Origin of the sequence: Streptomyces sp. NPDC047043 (assembly GCF_040644055.1) — a bacterium.
GTDB lineage: Bacteria > Actinomycetota > Actinomycetes > Streptomycetales > Streptomycetaceae > Streptomyces.
Genome location: NZ_JBEYVO010000002.1, coordinates 1 through 16,684, shown reverse-complemented (window position 1 = coordinate 16,684; position 16,684 = coordinate 1). Strand labels below are relative to the sequence as shown.

Below are 16,684 nucleotides of genomic sequence, written 5' to 3'. Positions count from 1 at the left end.
CTGTGTGACGCGGTGAAATGCCGTGGCACACTGCTCGCAACAGCACGTCGAGCGGCGCCAGTTGGGATCAACGGAGATCCGTACGGACTCGTACAGATCTTCGAATAGGTCTTCGAATGGCGCCGTATGGCTGTCAGCATGCTGGTGGACTTCGTTGGAGGTGGAGCGTGAGCGAACCGCGGTCCGCGCCGACGGTCGGTCAGGTCGTCCTCGGGCGCCGTCTGCTGGACCTGCGGGAGCGTGCGGGCCTCAAGCGCGAGGAGGCCGCCCGCATCCTCCGCGTCGCCCCCGCCACGGTCCGCCGTATGGAGATGGCCGAGGTCGCCTTCAAGATCCCGTACCTCCAACTGCTGCTGAAGTCCTACGGAGTCGGCGAGGAGGAGGCCGAGGACTTCGTGCGGCTGGCCGAGGAGGCCAACAAACCCGGCTGGTGGCAGCGGTTCCACGACATCCTGCCGGGCTGGTTCTCCATGTACGTCAGCCTGGAGGGCGCGGCCTCCCTCATCCGCTCCTACGACCCGCACTTCGTCCCCGGCCTGCTGCAGACCAAGGACTACGCGCGCGGAGTCCTGTTGTCGGGCGCGGTCGGCCAGACCAGTCCCGAGGACATCGAGCGCCATGTCGCCCTGCGCATACAACGCCAGGAACTGCTCACCCGTCAGAACGGGCCCCGCTTCTGGGCCGTCATGGACGAGACCGCGTTGCGCCGCCCGGTCGGCGGCCCGGAGGTGATGCGTGCCCAGGTCGACAGGCTGCTCGAGGCCACGAAGCTGCCCAACGTGACCCTGCAGGTCGCACCGTTCGCCAACGGGCCGCACCCCGGCACGTACGGGCCCTTCGTGCTGTTCCGATTTGCCATGTCAGAACTGCCGGACATGGTCTACAGCGAGTACCTGACCGGCGCCGTCTACCTCGACGCGCGCGCCGAGGTGGCGACCCACCTCGAGGTCATGGACCGCATGGCGGCCCAGGCTGCTACGGCACATCGCACGAAGGAGATCCTCCGGGATCTCCGCAAGGAGCTGTGAATGGAACGCATCAAGCCGCGCAAACAGGTCTACAACGGCATGCCCGCGCGGGAGTTGGGCAGCGAGGGCTGGCACAAGCCGTGGAGCGGGGGCAACGGCGGAAACTGCCTGGAGGCGATGAAGCTCGCCGACGGCCGCATCGCCGTCCGCCAGTCCACCGACCCGGACGGGCCGGCGCTGATCTACACCACCGACGAGATGACCGCGTTCATCGAGGGCGCCAAGGCGGGGGAGGCGGACTTCCTGCTGTCGTGACGTGATGGTCCGACGCTCGCTCAACTCCCTTGGTTTGGTACTGAATTGACAGGCACTCGATTAATGGTTGAGATCGACACCAGCAAGCCGCATCCCGCGCGGATGTACGACTGGTACCTCGGCGGCAAGGACAACTACCCCGTCGACGAGGCGATGGGCAGGCAAATGCTCGCCCTCGACCCGCGCGTGCCGGTGATGGCACGAGTCAACCGGGCGTTCATGCGTCGGGCCACCCGCCGGCTGGCCCAGGAGGGCGTCCGGCAGTTCCTCGACGTCGGCACCGGCATACCCACCGAGCCCAACCTCCACCAGATCGCGCAGGAGATCGCACCCGACGCCCGCGTCGTCTACTGCGACAACGACCCGATCGTGCTCGCCCACGCCGCCGCCCTGCTGCGGGGCACCGACGAGGGCGTGACGGAGTATCTGCAGGCCGACGTCCGCGACCCGGACGCCGTCCTCGAAGGCGCCCGGAAGATCCTGGACCTCCGCCGTCCCGTGGCCCTGTCCCTCGTCGCGCTGCTGCACTTCGTCTCCGACGAGGACGGCGCGCACGAACTGGTCCGCAGACTGCTGTCCGAACTGCCCAGTGGCAGCTACCTGGTGGTCAGCCACGCGACCGCCGACTTCACACCCGAGGAGTCCAAGGCGGCGACCGAGAAGCTCAAGGCCGCCGGCGTCACGCTGGCGCTGCGCTCCCGCGAGGAGTTCAGCCGCTTCTTCGACGGCCTGGAACTGGTCGAACCCGGCATCGAGGTGCCGCAGTTGTGGCATCCCGAGCTGGGGGAGCCGGTCCCCGGGCAGGACGACGGGGTGATCCCGGGCTACGGGGCGGTGGCCCGGAAGCCGTAGATCGGTCTCAGAGCCAGGACCACATGCGGCGCGGTGCGTCCACCAGCCGGCTGACGGCCACCACCGGCAACGGCGGTTGCGCCGTCCGCCCCGGACCGAGGCTCAGCCCGTAGTAGATCTGCTCGATCGACGGCGGTCCGACCGCGAGATTGCGCCGGACCGCCGCCGACGGCGACTGCTGTCCGGTCTCGACGAGATAGGCCGCCGCCATCGTGCCGGTACGGCCGACGCCCGCACCGCAGTGCACGAACACCGGCCCGGAGGCCTGCGCGACCACGTTCAGGAACCGCCGTACCTGCTCGGGCTTCGGCGTCTGCCCGTCCCGGATGGGCAGACGTACGACATCGAGGCCGGCCTTACGCGGTTCGGCGAGCTGGGTCGCGCTCAGGTCCTCGGCGCGCAGGTCGACGACCGTGGTGAAGCCCATGCCCGCCAGTGCCCCGTACCCGGCGGGAGACGGAGCGGCGCCGCGCCACAGGCGGCCGTCGGCGTCGACCGGCTGGAAGTGGTGGACGCCCTGCACGGTGCGGGTGCCCGGCGGTGCCGGGGTGTCCTCCCTGACCAAGTACGACAGGGCCATGATGCCTCCCGCGCCGGTGGCCCAGAGCACCACGTATCCCACGACCAGTGCGATGAGGACACGCAGCGCGCGCCGCGGGAGAGGGCGCTTGCGCAGGGCAGGACGGGGGAGCGATGCGGTGAGAACAGCCATGGCGACCCGGGGGACTAGGGGACGTGGGCGCTCTGGCATGGTAGCCCGTGCCCCTATTGGCCGTCTTGTCCGTGTACGTAGGTTTATGTGGACCGTATGGACCGTGGACCGCGCGGAGCGATCGGACGGTCAGTCGTCGTCCGTGTCCGCGTCGCCGATGCCGACCACCGTCAGATGGGCGTACTCGAGGGTCGCGTCCTCCAGGCAGCCGCGCAGCCGCATCCGGTCGTGGCCGGTGAGCGCGGGCCGTACGACACCGGCGAACACGCCGTCCTGCAGATCCCCCAGGGTCGCGTGGCTCAGCGGCACGGACGTGGAGTCCCGGCAGCGCTCCCACACCTGCAGCGCGGCCAGCGACCGGCGCTCGGCCGACATGTCCGGGCCCCGCAGGTCGACCTTGAGGATCACGGAGGTGGCCGCACTGTCGTTCCGGCTCTCGTCCCGGGTCTGGGTGAGGTCGGCGAGCCCCACGACGAGCGCGCCGAGCAGGGCGACGGCCACGAGGCCGACGGCGGCCACGCGCGCGGTGCGGCGCGGCGAGGGCGGGGCGATCAGCGGCGGCATGTCCTCGAGGTCGTCGTGGGCCACCGGGTCGGGCGCGGTGAGCACGGTCAGCCGCCCGGCGAGCCGCCGCTCGGCCGGCCGGGCCGTCGCCGACGCGATCCGCTGCACCACCCAGGCGAGCCCGGACAGCAGGACGCCGGTGACCATCAGCACCGGTACGAAGACGTACGTACGGTCCGCCGGGTCCTCCAGCCAGCGGAACCGCGCCTCCTCGTGGTCCGCGGACGGCTGCCGCAGCCGGGCCAGCGCGTCCTCCTGCCGGGCGGTCAGCTCCCGCTGCCGCCGGTCCGTGTCGCGCAGCCGCTCCTCGATCCGGCCCAGCCGCCCCAGTGTCACCAGGCCGAACAGCATCACCTCGACGACCAGCAGCAGCACCCCGCAGAGCATGGCCCGCTGCCACTGCCACCGGTACAGGTAGATGACGAGATACGTGCCCGCCCCGGCCGCGGCCAGCCCTCCGAAGACGTAGACGAGCTTCTTCATGACGCGCCACCCGGCCGTAGGTCACCGGTCGTCCCGTCGACGGCGATGCGGGAGCCGGGCGGGAAGCGGCGTACGGCGTCCGTGGCGCCGACGACCGCCGGGAGGCCGAACTCCCTTGCCAGCACCGCGAGATGGGAGAGCGGGCTGCCGGTCTGCGCGACCAGGCCGGTGAGGCCGGGCAGCAGCGGGGCGAGCGCCGGGTCCAGCGTGCGCACGACGAGCACCGGGTCCGAGGGCCGGGGCTCCGTCCCGTCCCACACCGTCCCGACGGCCCGCCCGCCGGACACGCCCCGTACGCCGTCGCCGCGGCCGTTGCCCCGCTCGGCGACCACGTTGCCCTCCGCGAGGCGGAAGGCGTCCGGCAGCGGGGGCGACTCGGGCGGCGGCACGCGCGCGTGGAGGTCGTCGGGCAGCGCCCCGCCGTCGAGGACGGCGACGAGCTCCCGCCAGCGCAGCAAGCCGACGCGTTCCAGGTCGAGCTCCACCCGCCGGGCGGCCTCCCGCACCAGCCGGACCTGCAGTTCCTGCACCCAACGGATGCGGAGGCGGAGGGCTTCGCGGGGCGGGAGGGGGGTTGTGGGGGAGCGGTGGGGGTTTCCTGCTTGTGGGAGGGGGCGGGCGGCGGTTGGCCGGGAGGTGGGAGGTAGTCCGCTCTCCCGGCTCGGCAGCACCGTGCGCGGCAGCTGTCCCCGGCCCCGCAGGCTCGGTGCAGTGAGGGTGAGGATCACCGGGTCGGCGGCGACCGCCCGGTCGTCCGACATGCCGTGGGCGCGGGCCTGGGCCAGGGAAGTCAGCGCGGTACCCGCCGCCGTGCGGCTCTTGGGCGGTTCCCGCAGCAGGGCACCCGCGAGGGCCTCCTGGGCGTGCAGGGACACGAGGACCAGGCGGGTCCAGCGCAGCTCCGCGGCCACGGCGGGGGCGGGGAGTGCGGCGGGCGCCGGCGTCTGCGCCAGGCGGCGGTCGACGTCCGCCACCAGGTCCGTCGCCAGGCCGGGCAGCGCCGAGGTGAGCCGGCCCAGCCGCCAGGCCGCCCCGAGCCGGCGGGCGCCCGGCGCCGGGTTGAGCAGCGCGAGCCACCGGTGCGGAGGTGGTGCCGTGCCGAGGAGGCGCAGGTCGGCGGCGGCCCGCCCGCCGACCGTCGTGACCACCGGCGTCGTCCGCAGCAGTCGGCGCGGCACGCTGCCCCCGATGTCCAGCGCGGCCGCGAGCCCGCGGGCCATGGGCGCCACCCACAGGTCCTCCTCCAGCGGCGCCAGCTGCCCGGGCAGCGTCTCCGCGACCGGGCCGGGCCCCAGCAGCCGCGTCCCGCGCGCGGGCCGCGCCGCCATCGCCGTGATCGGGCGGCTCTGGAACAGCCACAGCCGCCCGTCCTCGTCGAACCCGAACTCGATGTCCTGCGGTCCGCCGAAGACCCGCCGGGCGCGCCGCGCGAGCCGCGCCAGCCGGGCCAGCTCGGAACGCATGAGCAGCGGGCCGGCGTCCTCAGGCTCCGTCCGCAGCAGCCGTCCGCGCGCGCCGAGCCAGTAGTTGGTGCCGGACTGCGCTCCGCTGACCAGGCTGTGCGGACCACCGCGCACCGCGCTCACCAGCATCCGGTCGGCCCGCCCCTCGACGGGGTCGGCGCCGAACAGCACCCCGCCCACCTGCGCGGCGAGCATCGGCTGGACGAGCACGGCCATGGGCGCCGTCGCCCCGTCGGGCCGGTGCGCCGAGTCCAGCACGGTCTGCACGGCCGCTCGGAAGGCCCGCCAGCCGCGTACGTCGAGCACGGAGGCGAACCGGCCCGCCAGCGACGACTCCGCCATGTCCTCCTGCGGCGACGAGGACCGCACGACCAGGGGGCGGACACCGCCCTCGGACAGCTCGTGCCAGGCGCGCCGCAGGGCGACCGTGTCGCCGTCCCCTCCCTCCGGGATCACGAAGCCGGGGAGCACCGGCAGTCCGGCGCGGGCCGCGCGGGCGAGGTTCGCGGCCTTGGACCCTGCCAGTCGCGGGAGTGCGGCGCCGGGCTCGGTCAGCGGGACGGTGACCGGGCCGTGGCCCTCGACCAGGCCGAGGGCCGTCTCGCCCCCACGGCCTTCCCCGTCGCGTGCACCCTCTCCGTGACGTTCGTCGAGCGTCGTCATCGAGCACCCTCCAGGACCGACCGCCAACAGGGGGGACGCGCGGGGGTGGCCCTGCGCCTGACGGCGAAACGAAGGATGGGGGCGAGCCGCTGCCGGTCCGGTTCCGGGTACGACGACAGCACGCCTCCTGTTGTCGATGATCCCACCGCTGTTCCGATCCATGTAGCCCGTAAGCCACTTTTCGGACATGTGTGAGGAGATTTCCTGAGGCGGGAGGAGGGCCCCCTCCTGCCGTCGGACGACGTGCCCGCGCCCCGTCCTGCCCGCGGAGGAGCTGCGGTGTGCTGCCGCAGTACGAGGCAGCCCGCGCGGCCTACAGGGGGCCGGGCGGCAGCACCTGGCACAGCGCGTCCAGCGCCGCCCCGTACGCATGCTCGGAGGGCGTCGCATACCCGACGACGATTCCGTCGCGGGCCGGCATGTCCGTCTCCGGCGACTGAGGGTGACGGAAGGCGGCCAGGCCGTCCAGGGCGATGCCCTGCCACGCCGCGGCCCGGACCGCGGACCGCTCGGTGCCGGGCGGCAGCCGCAGCACCGCGTGGAGGCCGGCCGCGATCCCGGTGACCTCGATGTACGGCGCGTGCTCGGCGAGCGCGGCGACGAGGCGGTCGCGCCGGCTCCGGTACCGCTGCCGCATGCGCCGCACATGACGGTCGTACGACCCACTGGTGATGAAGTCCGCCAGGCTCAGCTGGTCGAGGACGCTCGCCCACGCCTCCCGCTCGCCCTTGGCCGCGAGGACGTCGCCGACGTACCGCTCCGGCAGGACCATCCACCCGAGCCGCAGCGCCGGCGACAGACTCTTGCTGACCGAGCCGATGTGGATCACCCGCTCGGGGTCCAGGCCCTGGAGCGCGCCGACGGGCTTGCGGTCGTAGCGGAACTCGCCGTCGTAGTCGTCCTCGACGATCACGCCGCCACGCGCGCGTGCCCAGTCGATCACGGCGGCGCGGCGGGTGGCGTGCAGCGGGCCGCCGGTCGGGAACTGGTGCGCGGGAGTGAGCAGTACGGTCCGCTCGCGCGCCAACCGGTCGACGCGGGCGCCGTGTTCGTCCAGGGGGATCGGTACGGTGCGTACGCCCGCGGCGGCCAGCAGTTCCCAGTGGAAGGGCAGTCCGTACGCCTCCACCGCCAGCGGTCCCCCGAGGACGCGGCTCCGGGCGCGATCCTGGCCGCCGAAGAGCAGCCGCAGGGCGTGCGCGAAGCCGGAGCAGATCACGATCCGGTCCGGCTCGGTGCGTACGCCACGCGCCCGTGCGAGGTATTCGGTGAGGGCCTCACGCAGTTCGACGCGGCCGGCAGGGTCGCCGGGCCCGAACACCTCGCTGGGCGCCTGCTGAACGGCCCGCCGGTAGGAGGTGAGCCAGGCCGCACGCGGGAACGCGGACGCGTCCGGGGTGCCCTGGCGCAGATCGTGCCGGGGGCCACGCGCGCGTGGAGGTGCCTTCTCGGGCACTCGGGCGGCGTGTCGCAGGGGTTCGGTACGTTCCGCGACTCTGGTGCCCGAGCCCTGACGGGCGGTGAGCCAGCCCTCCGCGACCAGCTCCGCGTACGCGTCGGCGACCGTGTTGCGGGCCACGCCGAGGTCCGCGGCGAGCGAGCGGTACGGCGGCAGCCGGGTGCCGGGAGCGAGCCGCCCACTGCGCACGGCCTCGCGCAACGCCCCGATGAGCGCGGCCCGCCGCCCACCCGACCCGGCCAGCTCCAGATGCAGGTCGGCCCCGATCCGCTCGGCGGAATTGACCCACGATTTCGCCATGGAAATGCACCCTACAGTGGGTCTTTAAGCCCCGTAGGTTGAAGCACATGACGACGACCACGAACACGAACGCGACGACGGCCACGACCACCGAGACGACGACCCGTCTGGACTTCGCGAAGTCCGCCCCGAAGGTCTTCCGCGCCCTGATCGGCTTCGACGCCGCCGCCCGCGAGGGCCTCGACCCGGCCCTCGTCGAACTGATCCAGATCCGCGCCTCGCACCTCAACCACTGCGCGTACTGCCTTCACATGCACACGAACGACGCCCGCAAGGCCGGTGAGAGCGAGGACCGGCTGCACATGGTCGCCCTCTGGCGGGAGGCCCGCCACTTCTTCACCGAGCGGGAACAGGCGGCCCTCGCCCTGACGGAGGCGGTGACACTGGTGGCCGACGGCGGCGTCCCGGACGGGGTCTACGCAGAGGCGGCCGCCCACTTCGACGAGGAGGAACTGGCCCATGTCCTGTCCCTGATCCTCACGATCAACACATGGAACCGGGTGGCCCTGTCGACGGCGAAGGTGGCCGGAACCGACGAGCGGCGACGCTGACCCAACGTGCCGCTGCCGCCGCCCAGTTCGGCCCTTGGCTACACGGTCATCGGCCGGTCGTAAGGCCCGATCGGCGCCGGCAGCCGCGAACTCCCCGTCAGATAGCGGTCGACGGCCGCCGCCACCGCCCGCCCCTCCGCGATCGCCCACACGATCAGGGACTGTCCACGGGCGGCATCCCCCGCGGCGAACACGCCGGGCACACTCGTCGTGAACCCGGCGTCCCGCGTGATCGTCCCGCGGGCCTCCATCGCCAGCCCCAACTGGTCGATCAGCCCGTCCTTCCGGTCGGGCCCGGAGAAACCGAGCGCGAGCAGCACGAGGTCGACGGGCAACGTCCGCCCGGTGCCCTCCACCGGCCGCCGGGCCGCGTCGACCTCGACGAGATGCAACGACCGCACGTGCCCGCTCTCGTCGCCGGTGAAGCGGAGCGTGGACGCCGCGAACAGCCGCGCGTCCGCGTCCGCCGCCGGCGCGGTCTCCAGCTCACGCGCCTCCTCGTGCGCGGCCGACAGCCGGTAGATCTTCGGATACGTCGGCCAGGGCTCGGCGTCCTCGTCGCGATCGGCGCCGGGCTGGGCGTAGATGTCCAACTGCGTGACGGACGCGGCCCCTTCACGCACCGCGGTGCCCAGACAGTCCGCCCCCGTGTCGCCGCCGCCGACGATGACGACGTGCTTCCCGGCGGCGGACATCGGTGAACTCTCCATGTCCCCCTCGCGCACCCGGTTGGCCAGTGGCAGATACTCCATCGCCTGCTGTATCCCGGCCAACTCCCGCCCTGGCACGGGCAGTTCACGCCACGCCGTCGCCCCGGTCGCGATCACCAAGGCGTCGTAGCGCGCCCGCAGCTCCGCCGCCCCGACGTCCCGCCCGACTGCCGTCGACGTACGGAACTTCGTCCCCTCGGCCCGCATCTGCTCGATCCGCCGCTCCAGATGGTGCTTCTCCATCTTGAACTCGGGGATGCCGTACCGCATCAGCCCGCCGAGCCGGTCGTCCTTCTCGTACACGGCGACCGTGTGCCCGGCCCGGGTCAACTGCTGCGCCGCCGCCAGCCCGGTCGGCCCCGACCCGATCACCGCGACGGTCCGCCCGGACAACCGGTCCGGCGGCCGCGGCGGCGCGAACCCCAGCTCCCAGGCCTTGTCGGCGATGGCCACCTCGACGTTCTTGATGGTGACCGCGGGCTGGTTGATGGCGAGCACACACCCCGCCTCGCACGGCGCGGGACACAACCTGCCCGTGAACTCGGGGAAGTTGTTCGTCGCATGCAGCCGGTCCGCCGCCTGCCGCCAGTCGTCCCGGCTGACCAGGTCGTTCCACTCGGGGATCAGATTGCCGAGCGGGCAGGCGTCGTGGCAGAACGGTATGCCGCAGTCCATGCAGCGGTCGGCCTGCTTGTTGATGATGGGCAGCAACGCCCCGGGCACGTACACCTCGTCCCAGTCCCGGACCCGCTCCTCGACCGGACGGCGGGGCCACTCCCGGCGGGGCGTGGTCATGAATCCCTTGGGATCGGCCATGGCCGTCTTCCTTGCCTACGCGTACGACGAGCCGTGCGTCATCGGGCGGCACTCTTTCGGCCACGATACGACTCCTCGGCCACCCGCGCAGAGTGGACGGACAGCGCTTTCCGCCCACTCTTCTCAGGATTCCCCCAGCCCTCACCCGGAACCTCTCAGCGCCCTCTCAGGTCAGCGCCAGCACATACGCCACCGCCGAACCGGCCGAGGCGACCATCCGGACGTGGTTCCAGAACGTCCACTCGCGCACATACGCCGGCCAGTACGCGGCGGCCTCCGGAGTGCCCGGGTCCAGCTTCAGCAGCGCGTCGTTGCGCGGCACGTTCGCCACCATGGTCACCCCGAACGAGCCGAACAGATACAGTGCGCTGCCCAGCAGCAGCGCCACCCGCCCGTCGTCCGGCCACAGCACGAACGTCACCACGGCTATCACCGCGCACAGCACCGCCGACCCCACGAACACGAGCATGAACGCCGGCATCACCGCGGTCACGTTGATCGCGTTCATCGCGGCGACACCCTGCGCCGGCGGCAGCGCGGCGAGCCCCCTCATCACGAATGTCGAGAACCCGCAGAAGACGCCGGCCACCAGACCGGTCCCGAGCACTCCCAACACGGTCAGCCAGAAATACGGCCCATCGATCACGTCAGGTCAACTCCCCGTATCGAGCCGAGATCTTCCCCGGCACCTCCCGTCCCCACAAGTGAAATTCGCCGCGCCCCCACTGACCATGGCCGAAGAACGCGGCCCCATGCGCGAGCGTCCAGATGACCGCCGCCGACCCATGCGCGAGTGCCTGGGGAGCCACCGGGGTCCCGTGCGCGAATGTCCGGGGAGCCGCCGCCGTCCCGTGCGTGAGTGTCCGGGGAGCCGCCGCCGTCCCGTGCGTGAGTGTCCGGGGAGCCGCCGTCCAATACGCGAGCGTCCAGACATCCGCCGCGGTCCTGCCGCGAGTGCGACCGCAGCCCGCCGTCCGATCGTCCTTCGTCAACCGGCCTCCTCTCCGATCGCCCGCCGCCCGATCCCCCTTCGTCAACCGGCCCCCTCTCCGATCGCCCGCCGCCCGATCGTCCTTCGTCAACCGGCCTCCTCTCCGATCGCCCGCTGCCCGATCCCCCTTCGTCAACCGGCCCCCTCTCCCATCGCCCGCCATCCGATCGTCCTTCGTCGACCGGCCCTCTTTCCTGTCACCAGCCACCCGATCGCCCTTCCTTGGCCGGCCTCCTGTGCTGCTGCCTGCCCCCGATCGCCCTTCTTCGACCGGCCCTTGCGCTTCTGCCTGCTGCCCATTGCCGTTCGGTAGCCGGCCTCCTGTGCTGCTGGCGGCCTGATTGCCGTTCGTCAACCGGCCCCCTGTGCTGCCGCCCGCCGCCCGGTCGCCGATCGTCAACCGACCTCCTCTCCCGCCGCCCGCCACCCCCGCAGCACCGTCTCCACCCCCGGCCCGATCCGACGCCGCGCCTCGTGCCGTGGCACCCCGCTCATCAGCAACTGGTCGTACGGCGTGTCCAGATGCCGTACGGACGCCACGACCGCCGAGACCACGGCCGTCTCCGACAACGCCCGCCCGGCCGCACTCCGCCCCACCCGCCCGCTGCCCCGCACGGACGCGTGCCCGGCGATGGCCCGCGCCCGCTCCTCGGGGCACCCGGGAAACAGCCGCCGTATCTCCGCCGCGAAGGCCTCCCCGAACCGCACGTCCTCCGCGGCCCGCCGCCGCGCGTCCCGCACCCGGCGTCGCCGCCGCGCCTCCGCGTCCGCCAGGCACCGTTCCTCGGCCCGCGCGAGCCCCGCCTCCTCGACCAGGACGCCCTGCCGCTCGTAGCGCCCCTTGCGCCGGTTGAACCGCACCACCACCGCAGACAGCGCACTCTCCTCCCGCGCCCGCCGGGTCAGCGCCGTGTCCCCGCGCGGCAGGAACACCAGATGCCCGAGGTCGGCACAGTCGAGACACCGCGGCGCCCCTTCTTCGAGCACCAGCAGCGGCAGCGGCCCCGCATGACAGTCCCCGCAGTGCCGTCTCTTGAGCGGCTGAAAGACAAGAATCCCGGTGCGCGGCGGGGGAATTGCGAGACGTGCCATAGGTGTTTCCTTCCCCCTGCAGGCACTCCGGACTACCGCGAAATCACGCCCTCTGCGTCCTCGGCTGCCACCACTCCCGCACATCGCCCCACCGCCGGGCCGGGGCGCACCCCGGCCTGCGGCTGACGCATCATGGGCCGTGTGCGACTCGAAGCGATCACCTGGGACCGGCTCGGCGACCTCCTGGCCGAGCGTCTGCTCGACCTGAAGCCGGCCGACGGCAGTCCCTGGCCCCGCATCGCCTTCGACGGCGCTCCCGCGGCCCGCCCGGGCGACCTCGCCGAGCGCGTCGCCGAGGCGCTGCGCATACGCGGCCGCCCCTCGCTGACCGTCGGTGCGGAAGGCTTCCTGCGACCCGCCTCGCTCCGTCTGGAATACGGCCACCAGGACATCGACTCGTTCTACGACGGCTGGTTGGACACCGGCGCCCTGTGGCGCGAGGTGTTCGGCCCCCTCGAACCGGGCGGCGACGGACGCGTCCTGCCCGACCTGTGGGACCCGGTCACCGACCGCGCCACCCGCAGCCCCTACGTCCAACTCCCGCCCGGCGGCTTCCTGTTGCTGCACGGCCCCCTCCTGCTGCGCCACTGGTTCCCCTTCGACCTGACCGTCCATCTCCTCCTCTCACCCGGCGCGCTGCGCCGCCGCACCCCCGAGTCCGACCACTGGACCCTCCCCGCCTACGAGCGCTACGAGGCCGAGACCGACCCGGCCGCCGCGGCCGACGTCCTGGTGCGCACCGACGATCCGCGTCACCCGGCGTGGAGGGGTTGATCGGAAAACCTCTTTTGTATGCGCGTGCATGTAGTTAACCTGGTCCCATGACGACCTCCCCGAGCAATCCCGTCCCCGCTGCTGATCCCGTCCCCTTCGCCGACTCGGTCCGCGTCCTCCTCGACGGCAAGAACTTCGCCAGCGTCGCCACCCTCGGCCCCGACGGCGCCCCGCAGAACTCGGTGGTCTGGATCAAGCGCGAGGGCGACACCGTGCTCTTCTCCTCCACCGACGGACGTCAGAAGGTGCGCAACCTCCGCCGCGACCCCCGCATCAGCCTCTCGGTCTTCGACCTCGCCAACCCCTACACCTCGGTCGAGATCCGCGGCACCGCCGAGATCCTCCCCGACGAGGGCAAGCGGCTCCCGTACGAGCTCTCGCACAAGTACCTCGGCATCGACCCGCCCGCGGAGAAGGACGACGAGGTCCGCGTGATCATCCGCATCGTCCCGCGGAAGATCGTGGGGTTCTCGGCCTGAGTGCCTGGCGCCTGGGCATCTGGCGCGTGGGCGTCGGGGTGTCGGGGTGTCGGGGCGTCGGGGCGTCGGGGCGAGACTCTCTCGGCCCCCCCGCTGCTACCGCCGAGTTCCGGGTGCACCGCGCGTGCCGCGCGGCGAGAATGTAGGGCGCCGGTTTCAGCGGTGCGTCCCGCGCCGCGCCGGCCGCCCGGCACCGGGAGGTATTCCATGACCACCGCCGGAGACATCATGCACCGTGGCGCCCAGTGGATCCCCGCCCACGAGACGCTGGACCGCGCGGCCCAGCTGATGCGCGAGCTGAACGTCGGAGCCCTGCCCATCAGCGACCAGAACGAGCGGCTCTGCGGCATTCTGACCGACCGCGACATCGTCATCGGCTGTGTGGCCATGGGCCACGACCCGGCCAAGGTCACCGCCGGCGAGATGGCCCACGGAACCCCACGCTGGATCGACGCGGGCGCGGACGTCAGCGACGTGCTCCACGAGATGCAGGAGCACCAGATCCGCCGGCTCCCCGTCATCGAGAACAAGCGGCTGGTCGGCATGATCAGCGAGGCCGACCTGGCCCGGCATCTGACGGAGGACCAGATCGCCGACTTCGCTCACAGCGTCTACGCCAGGACGACAACGCGCTGAACCGGTCGGACGGGCTGAACCGCTCGGACGGGCTGAACCGGTCGGCCCGACGCCTCACAGCCAGCCGTTGCGCCGGAAGCCGCGGTACAGCGCCAGACACGCCACGGATATCACGCCTATGACCAGGGGGTAGCCGAACCTCCAGTGCAGCTCCGGCATGTGATCGAAGTTCATGCCGTACACCCCGCAGACCATCGTCGGCACGGCGATCACCGCGGCCCACGCCGTGATCTTCCGCATGTCCTCGTTCTGCGCGACCGTGACCTGCGCGAGGTGGGCCTGCAGGATCGAGTTGAGAAGTTCGTCGAAGGAGGCGATCTGTTCCTTCGCCCGCATCAGGTGGTCGAGGACGTCGCGGAAGTAGGCCTGTATCTCCGGGTCGATCACCCGGATCGGCCGGGTCGCCAGGTCCTCGACCGGGCGGGCGAGCGGCACCACGGCCCGCTTCAGCTCGAGGAGCTCGCGCTTCATCTGGTAGATCCGCCCCGGGTCGGCCCGCGCGCCGTTCTCCGCGAACACGTCCGCCTCGACCTGGTCGATGTCCGCCTGGACCGAGTCGGTGACGTTCAGATAGTCGTCGACCACGTGGTCCGCGATCGCGTGCAGCACCGCCGCCGGCCCCTTCGCGAGCTGATCGGGGTCGGCCTCCAGCCCCTCGCGCAGCGGGCCCAGCGAGCCGTGCCTGCCGTGCCGCACCGTGATCACGAAGTCCTCGCCGACGAACACCATGATCTCACCGGTGTTCACCACCTCGCTCGTCGCCGTGAGCTGCTCGTGCTCGACGTAGCAGACCGTCTTGAACACCGCGAACAACGTCTCGCCGTAGCGCTCCAGCTTCGGGCGCTGATGAGCCTCGACCGCGTCCTCGACCGCCAGCGGATGCAGGTCGAAGAGCTCGGCGATGCCCGCGAACTCCTGGTCCGTCGGCTCGTGCAGACCGAGCCACACGAACCCGTCCCCGTTCTTGCGCACCCGTTCGACGGCGTCGACGAGATCGCTGCCGCCGGGCACCCGCACACCCTCCCGGTACGTCACGCAGTTGACCACCGAGGAGCCCAGCGGGGACCTGGCCGGGTGGCTCAGGTCGACGCGGGGGCGTCGCCGGGCCAGCCGTGCCACCTTGCGAAGGCCGCCGACCCCGCCGAGGCTCGTGACCTTCCGCAGATTCCCTGCCATGGACATCTGGATCTCCTTGCGTGGATCTCCCGGACCTGACGCGTGATCCGGCGCACTGTGCCGTGTTCCTGCGTCTTGGCGGATCAGTCTGCCAGTTCCACGTAAGCGGCAGGTGAGCCTGTGGGAACAGAGCATTCCGCTTGGTTCCCGCCTGTGGACAACGGGCTTCGCCGGCGAAGACATCGGCCGTGTCGTCGCCGCCGTCTCGTCCCGGCGCCGCGTCGCCCCCTCCCGACAAGGCGGGCAACTGGGATGATCGCGGCATGACGCGATCCGACGGGTATCTCCTCGACAACGGGCAGCGCGAGGCGAACGAGCGTTTCGACGCCTTCGCCACCCTCTTCGACCCCACGACCTTCCGCCATCTCGCCGGGTTCGGCGTCGGCCCCGGCTGGCGCTGCTGGGAGGTCGGCGCGGGCGGCACCTCGGTGGTGTCCTGGCTGGCCAAGAAGGTAGGTCCGACCGGAAAGGTCGTCGCCAGCGACATCGACACGTCCCTGCTCGCCTCCGTCGCCCGACCGCCGGTGGACGTCCGCGTCCACGATGTGGGCGCCGAGGAGCCGCCGGGGGAGGGCTTCGACCTGGTGCACGCCCGGCTGGTGCTCGTCCATGTGCCGGACCGTGAACGGGCGCTGCGGTCGATGATCAAGGCACTGCGCCCCGGCGGCCGGATCCTGATCGAGGACGCCGACCCCGCCCTCCAGCCCCTGGTCTGCCCGGACGAACACGGCCCCGAGCAGCAGCTCGCCAACCGCCTGCGCAACGGCTTCCGCCGGCTGCTCGCCGACCGGGGCGCCGACCTCTCCTACGGCCGCCGCGCGCCACGCCTGCTCCGGGAGGCCGGGCTGCGCCAGGTGCAGGCCGACGCCTACTTCCCGCTCGCCTCCCCGGCCTGCGCCGCCCTCGAATCCGCCACCGTCCGCCAGATCCGCGCTCAGCTCGTCGCCGCGGACCTCGCCACGGACGAGGACATCGACCGCCACCTGGCGAACGTCGAGGCCGGGGGGATGGACCTGGCGACAGCTCCGATGATCTCGGCCTGGGGCCGCAAGGCGTAGTCGTGCGGGGCGTCGGTACCCGGCCGAAGCCTTGCGGCCCGTGGCGGACGACACCAGCCTGGGGAGTATGACGGACAACACGACACGTCTGGATCATGTGGTCCTGTGGGTACACGACCCGGTCGCCGCGGCCGACTTCTACGAGAAGGCGGTCGGGCTGCGGCCCCTGAGGCTCACCGAGTTCGCCGCGGGGAAGGTCTCCTTCCCTTCCGTGCGGCTCAACGACGAGACCATCCTCGACCTCATGCCCCACTCCATGGCGGAGAGCATGAAGATGCTCCCCGGCGCCGCCGACAGCTCGGGCCACCCGGTCAACCACGTCTGCCTCGCCCTGCCCGGCGACGACTTCGACACCCTGCACAGCCGCCTCGAGGAACGCGCCGTCCCCGTCTCGGAGTTCTCGTACGACTCCTACGGCGCCCGCGGAAAGGCCAGGCGCAGCTTCTACTTCCGCGACCCGGACGGGAACGTCTTCGAGGCCCGGCACTACGACTAGCCGGGGGTGGAGAAAGGGGTGGGCCCCCCGGACCCGGGGGCCCCCCGAGGCAGTTTGAAAACCCCCCCCACACCAGGTGAACGAAGAAAACGGGGGGCACCCCCCAAACGGCCACCAGGCCGTGGG

17 protein-coding genes are annotated in these 16,684 nt (G+C 72.0%); 9 read left to right on the top strand and 8 right to left on the bottom strand.

Going from position 1 to position 16,684, the window contains the following annotated elements; genetic code table 11:
* The first annotated feature begins 167 nt into the window (after positions 1–167).
* From ABZ880_RS03135 to ABZ880_RS03125, 3 genes are all read left to right on the top strand, one after another.
* Positions 168–1,028, top strand: a complete 861-nt coding sequence (locus ABZ880_RS03135) for a helix-turn-helix transcriptional regulator (RefSeq protein WP_361255962.1) — start codon at positions 168–170, stop codon at positions 1,026–1,028.
* Positions 1,029–1,283 (top strand): DUF397 domain-containing protein, encoded by a 255-nt coding sequence (locus tag ABZ880_RS03130; protein WP_361255959.1) that lies wholly within the window; start codon positions 1,029–1,031, stop codon positions 1,281–1,283. It begins immediately after the preceding gene.
* 63 nt (positions 1,284–1,346) lie between these two features.
* Positions 1,347–2,135: an SAM-dependent methyltransferase gene (locus tag ABZ880_RS03125; RefSeq protein ID WP_361255956.1), complete on the top strand. Its 789-nt coding sequence runs from the start codon at positions 1,347–1,349 to the stop codon at positions 2,133–2,135.
* A gap of 7 nt (positions 2,136–2,142) precedes the next feature.
* Here ABZ880_RS03125 and ABZ880_RS03120 read toward each other — a convergent pair whose 3' ends face one another.
* The 4 genes from ABZ880_RS03120 to ABZ880_RS03105 all read right to left on the bottom strand — a co-directional run bounded on the left by ABZ880_RS03120 (position 2,143) and on the right by ABZ880_RS03105 (position 7,779).
* The gene (locus tag ABZ880_RS03120) at positions 2,143–2,847 is read right to left on the bottom strand and encodes a dual specificity protein phosphatase family protein (RefSeq protein ID WP_361255953.1); all 705 of its coding nucleotides are present in this window, start codon (positions 2,845–2,847) and stop codon (positions 2,143–2,145) included.
* A 129-nt stretch (positions 2,848–2,976) separates the two neighbouring features.
* Positions 2,977–3,894: a hypothetical protein gene (locus ABZ880_RS03115; protein ID WP_361255950.1), complete on the bottom strand. Its 918-nt coding sequence runs from the start codon at positions 3,892–3,894 to the stop codon at positions 2,977–2,979.
* Complete coding sequence (locus tag ABZ880_RS03110) at positions 3,891–6,020, bottom strand: PEP/pyruvate-binding domain-containing protein (RefSeq protein WP_361255947.1); 2,130 nt, start codon at positions 6,018–6,020, stop codon at positions 3,891–3,893. Before ABZ880_RS03110 ends, ABZ880_RS03115 begins: the two co-directional genes overlap by 4 nt.
* 313 nt (positions 6,021–6,333) lie before the next feature.
* Entirely contained in the window at positions 6,334–7,779 is a 1,446-nt protein-coding gene (locus tag ABZ880_RS03105; protein ID WP_361255944.1) for a PLP-dependent aminotransferase family protein, read from the bottom strand.
* 47 nt (positions 7,780–7,826) lie between these two features.
* Here ABZ880_RS03105 and ABZ880_RS03100 point away from each other — a divergent pair, with 47 nt between their 5' ends.
* The gene (locus tag ABZ880_RS03100; RefSeq protein ID WP_361255941.1) at positions 7,827–8,330 is read left to right on the top strand and encodes a carboxymuconolactone decarboxylase family protein; all 504 of its coding nucleotides are present in this window, start codon (positions 7,827–7,829) and stop codon (positions 8,328–8,330) included.
* A gap of 38 nt (positions 8,331–8,368) precedes the next feature.
* Here the strand turns inward: ABZ880_RS03100 and ABZ880_RS03095 are convergent, their stop codons facing one another.
* The 3 genes from ABZ880_RS03095 to ABZ880_RS03085 all read right to left on the bottom strand — a co-directional run bounded on the left by ABZ880_RS03095 (position 8,369) and on the right by ABZ880_RS03085 (position 11,939).
* Positions 8,369–9,856: a glutamate synthase subunit beta gene (locus ABZ880_RS03095; protein WP_361255938.1), complete on the bottom strand. Its 1,488-nt coding sequence runs from the start codon at positions 9,854–9,856 to the stop codon at positions 8,369–8,371.
* A 166-nt stretch (positions 9,857–10,022) separates the two neighbouring features.
* Complete coding sequence (locus ABZ880_RS03090; protein ID WP_361255935.1) at positions 10,023–10,502, bottom strand: anthrone oxygenase family protein; 480 nt, start codon at positions 10,500–10,502, stop codon at positions 10,023–10,025.
* Between the two features lie 741 nt (positions 10,503–11,243).
* The gene (locus ABZ880_RS03085; RefSeq protein ID WP_361255932.1) at positions 11,244–11,939 is read right to left on the bottom strand and encodes a DUF2293 domain-containing protein; all 696 of its coding nucleotides are present in this window, start codon (positions 11,937–11,939) and stop codon (positions 11,244–11,246) included.
* 132 nt (positions 11,940–12,071) lie between these two features.
* On the opposite strand from ABZ880_RS03085, the gene ABZ880_RS03080 reads away from it, so the two are divergent.
* The 3 genes from ABZ880_RS03080 to ABZ880_RS03070 all read left to right on the top strand — a co-directional run bounded on the left by ABZ880_RS03080 (position 12,072) and on the right by ABZ880_RS03070 (position 13,828).
* Positions 12,072–12,713, top strand: coding sequence for a uridine kinase (locus tag ABZ880_RS03080; protein WP_361255929.1), 642 nt, complete (start codon positions 12,072–12,074; stop codon positions 12,711–12,713).
* A gap of 47 nt (positions 12,714–12,760) precedes the next feature.
* Positions 12,761–13,192, top strand: coding sequence for a PPOX class F420-dependent oxidoreductase (locus tag ABZ880_RS03075; protein WP_361255927.1), 432 nt, complete (start codon positions 12,761–12,763; stop codon positions 13,190–13,192).
* 207 nt (positions 13,193–13,399) lie between these two features.
* Entirely contained in the window at positions 13,400–13,828 is a 429-nt protein-coding gene (locus ABZ880_RS03070; protein ID WP_361255925.1) for a CBS domain-containing protein, read from the top strand.
* 54 nt (positions 13,829–13,882) lie between these two features.
* Here the strand turns inward: ABZ880_RS03070 and ABZ880_RS03065 are convergent, their stop codons facing one another.
* Positions 13,883–15,010, bottom strand: coding sequence for a magnesium and cobalt transport protein CorA (locus tag ABZ880_RS03065; RefSeq protein WP_361255923.1), 1,128 nt, complete (start codon positions 15,008–15,010; stop codon positions 13,883–13,885).
* Between the two features lie 257 nt (positions 15,011–15,267).
* Between ABZ880_RS03065 and ABZ880_RS03060 the strand changes: the two genes are divergently transcribed.
* Entirely contained in the window at positions 15,268–16,062 is a 795-nt protein-coding gene (locus tag ABZ880_RS03060; RefSeq protein ID WP_361255920.1) for a methyltransferase domain-containing protein, read from the top strand.
* A 67-nt stretch (positions 16,063–16,129) separates the two neighbouring features.
* A complete protein-coding gene (locus tag ABZ880_RS03055) occupies positions 16,130–16,558 on the top strand; it encodes a VOC family protein (protein WP_361255917.1) in 429 nt (142 codons plus the stop codon).
* The last annotated feature ends 126 nt before the right edge of the window (positions 16,559–16,684 follow it).

Excerpts from the sequence above, each read along its gene's own strand:
- ABZ880_RS03130 (WP_361255959.1), top strand. The coding sequence starts at position 1,029 with ATGGAACGCATCAAGCCGCGCAAACAGGTCTACAACGGCATGCCCGCG.
- ABZ880_RS03125 (WP_361255956.1), top strand. The coding sequence starts at position 1,347 with ATGGTTGAGATCGACACCAGCAAGCCGCATCCCGCGCGGATGTACGAC.
- ABZ880_RS03120 (WP_361255953.1), bottom strand. The coding sequence starts at position 2,847 with ATGGCTGTTCTCACCGCATCGCTCCCCCGTCCTGCCCTGCGCAAGCGC.
- ABZ880_RS03115 (WP_361255950.1), bottom strand. The coding sequence starts at position 3,894 with ATGAAGAAGCTCGTCTACGTCTTCGGAGGGCTGGCCGCGGCCGGGGCG.
- ABZ880_RS03110 (WP_361255947.1), bottom strand. The coding sequence starts at position 6,020 with ATGACGACGCTCGACGAACGTCACGGAGAGGGTGCACGCGACGGGGAA.
- ABZ880_RS03105 (WP_361255944.1), bottom strand. The coding sequence starts at position 7,779 with ATGGCGAAATCGTGGGTCAATTCCGCCGAGCGGATCGGGGCCGACCTG.
- ABZ880_RS03100 (WP_361255941.1), top strand. The coding sequence starts at position 7,827 with ATGACGACGACCACGAACACGAACGCGACGACGGCCACGACCACCGAG.
- ABZ880_RS03095 (WP_361255938.1), bottom strand. The coding sequence starts at position 9,856 with ATGGCCGATCCCAAGGGATTCATGACCACGCCCCGCCGGGAGTGGCCC.
- ABZ880_RS03085 (WP_361255932.1), bottom strand. The coding sequence starts at position 11,939 with ATGGCACGTCTCGCAATTCCCCCGCCGCGCACCGGGATTCTTGTCTTT.
- ABZ880_RS03080 (WP_361255929.1), top strand. The coding sequence starts at position 12,072 with ATGGGCCGTGTGCGACTCGAAGCGATCACCTGGGACCGGCTCGGCGAC.
- ABZ880_RS03075 (WP_361255927.1), top strand. The coding sequence starts at position 12,761 with ATGACGACCTCCCCGAGCAATCCCGTCCCCGCTGCTGATCCCGTCCCC.
- ABZ880_RS03070 (WP_361255925.1), top strand. The coding sequence starts at position 13,400 with ATGACCACCGCCGGAGACATCATGCACCGTGGCGCCCAGTGGATCCCC.
- ABZ880_RS03065 (WP_361255923.1), bottom strand. The coding sequence starts at position 15,010 with ATGTCCATGGCAGGGAATCTGCGGAAGGTCACGAGCCTCGGCGGGGTC.
- ABZ880_RS03060 (WP_361255920.1), top strand. The coding sequence starts at position 15,268 with ATGACGCGATCCGACGGGTATCTCCTCGACAACGGGCAGCGCGAGGCG.
- ABZ880_RS03055 (WP_361255917.1), top strand. The coding sequence starts at position 16,130 with ATGACGGACAACACGACACGTCTGGATCATGTGGTCCTGTGGGTACAC.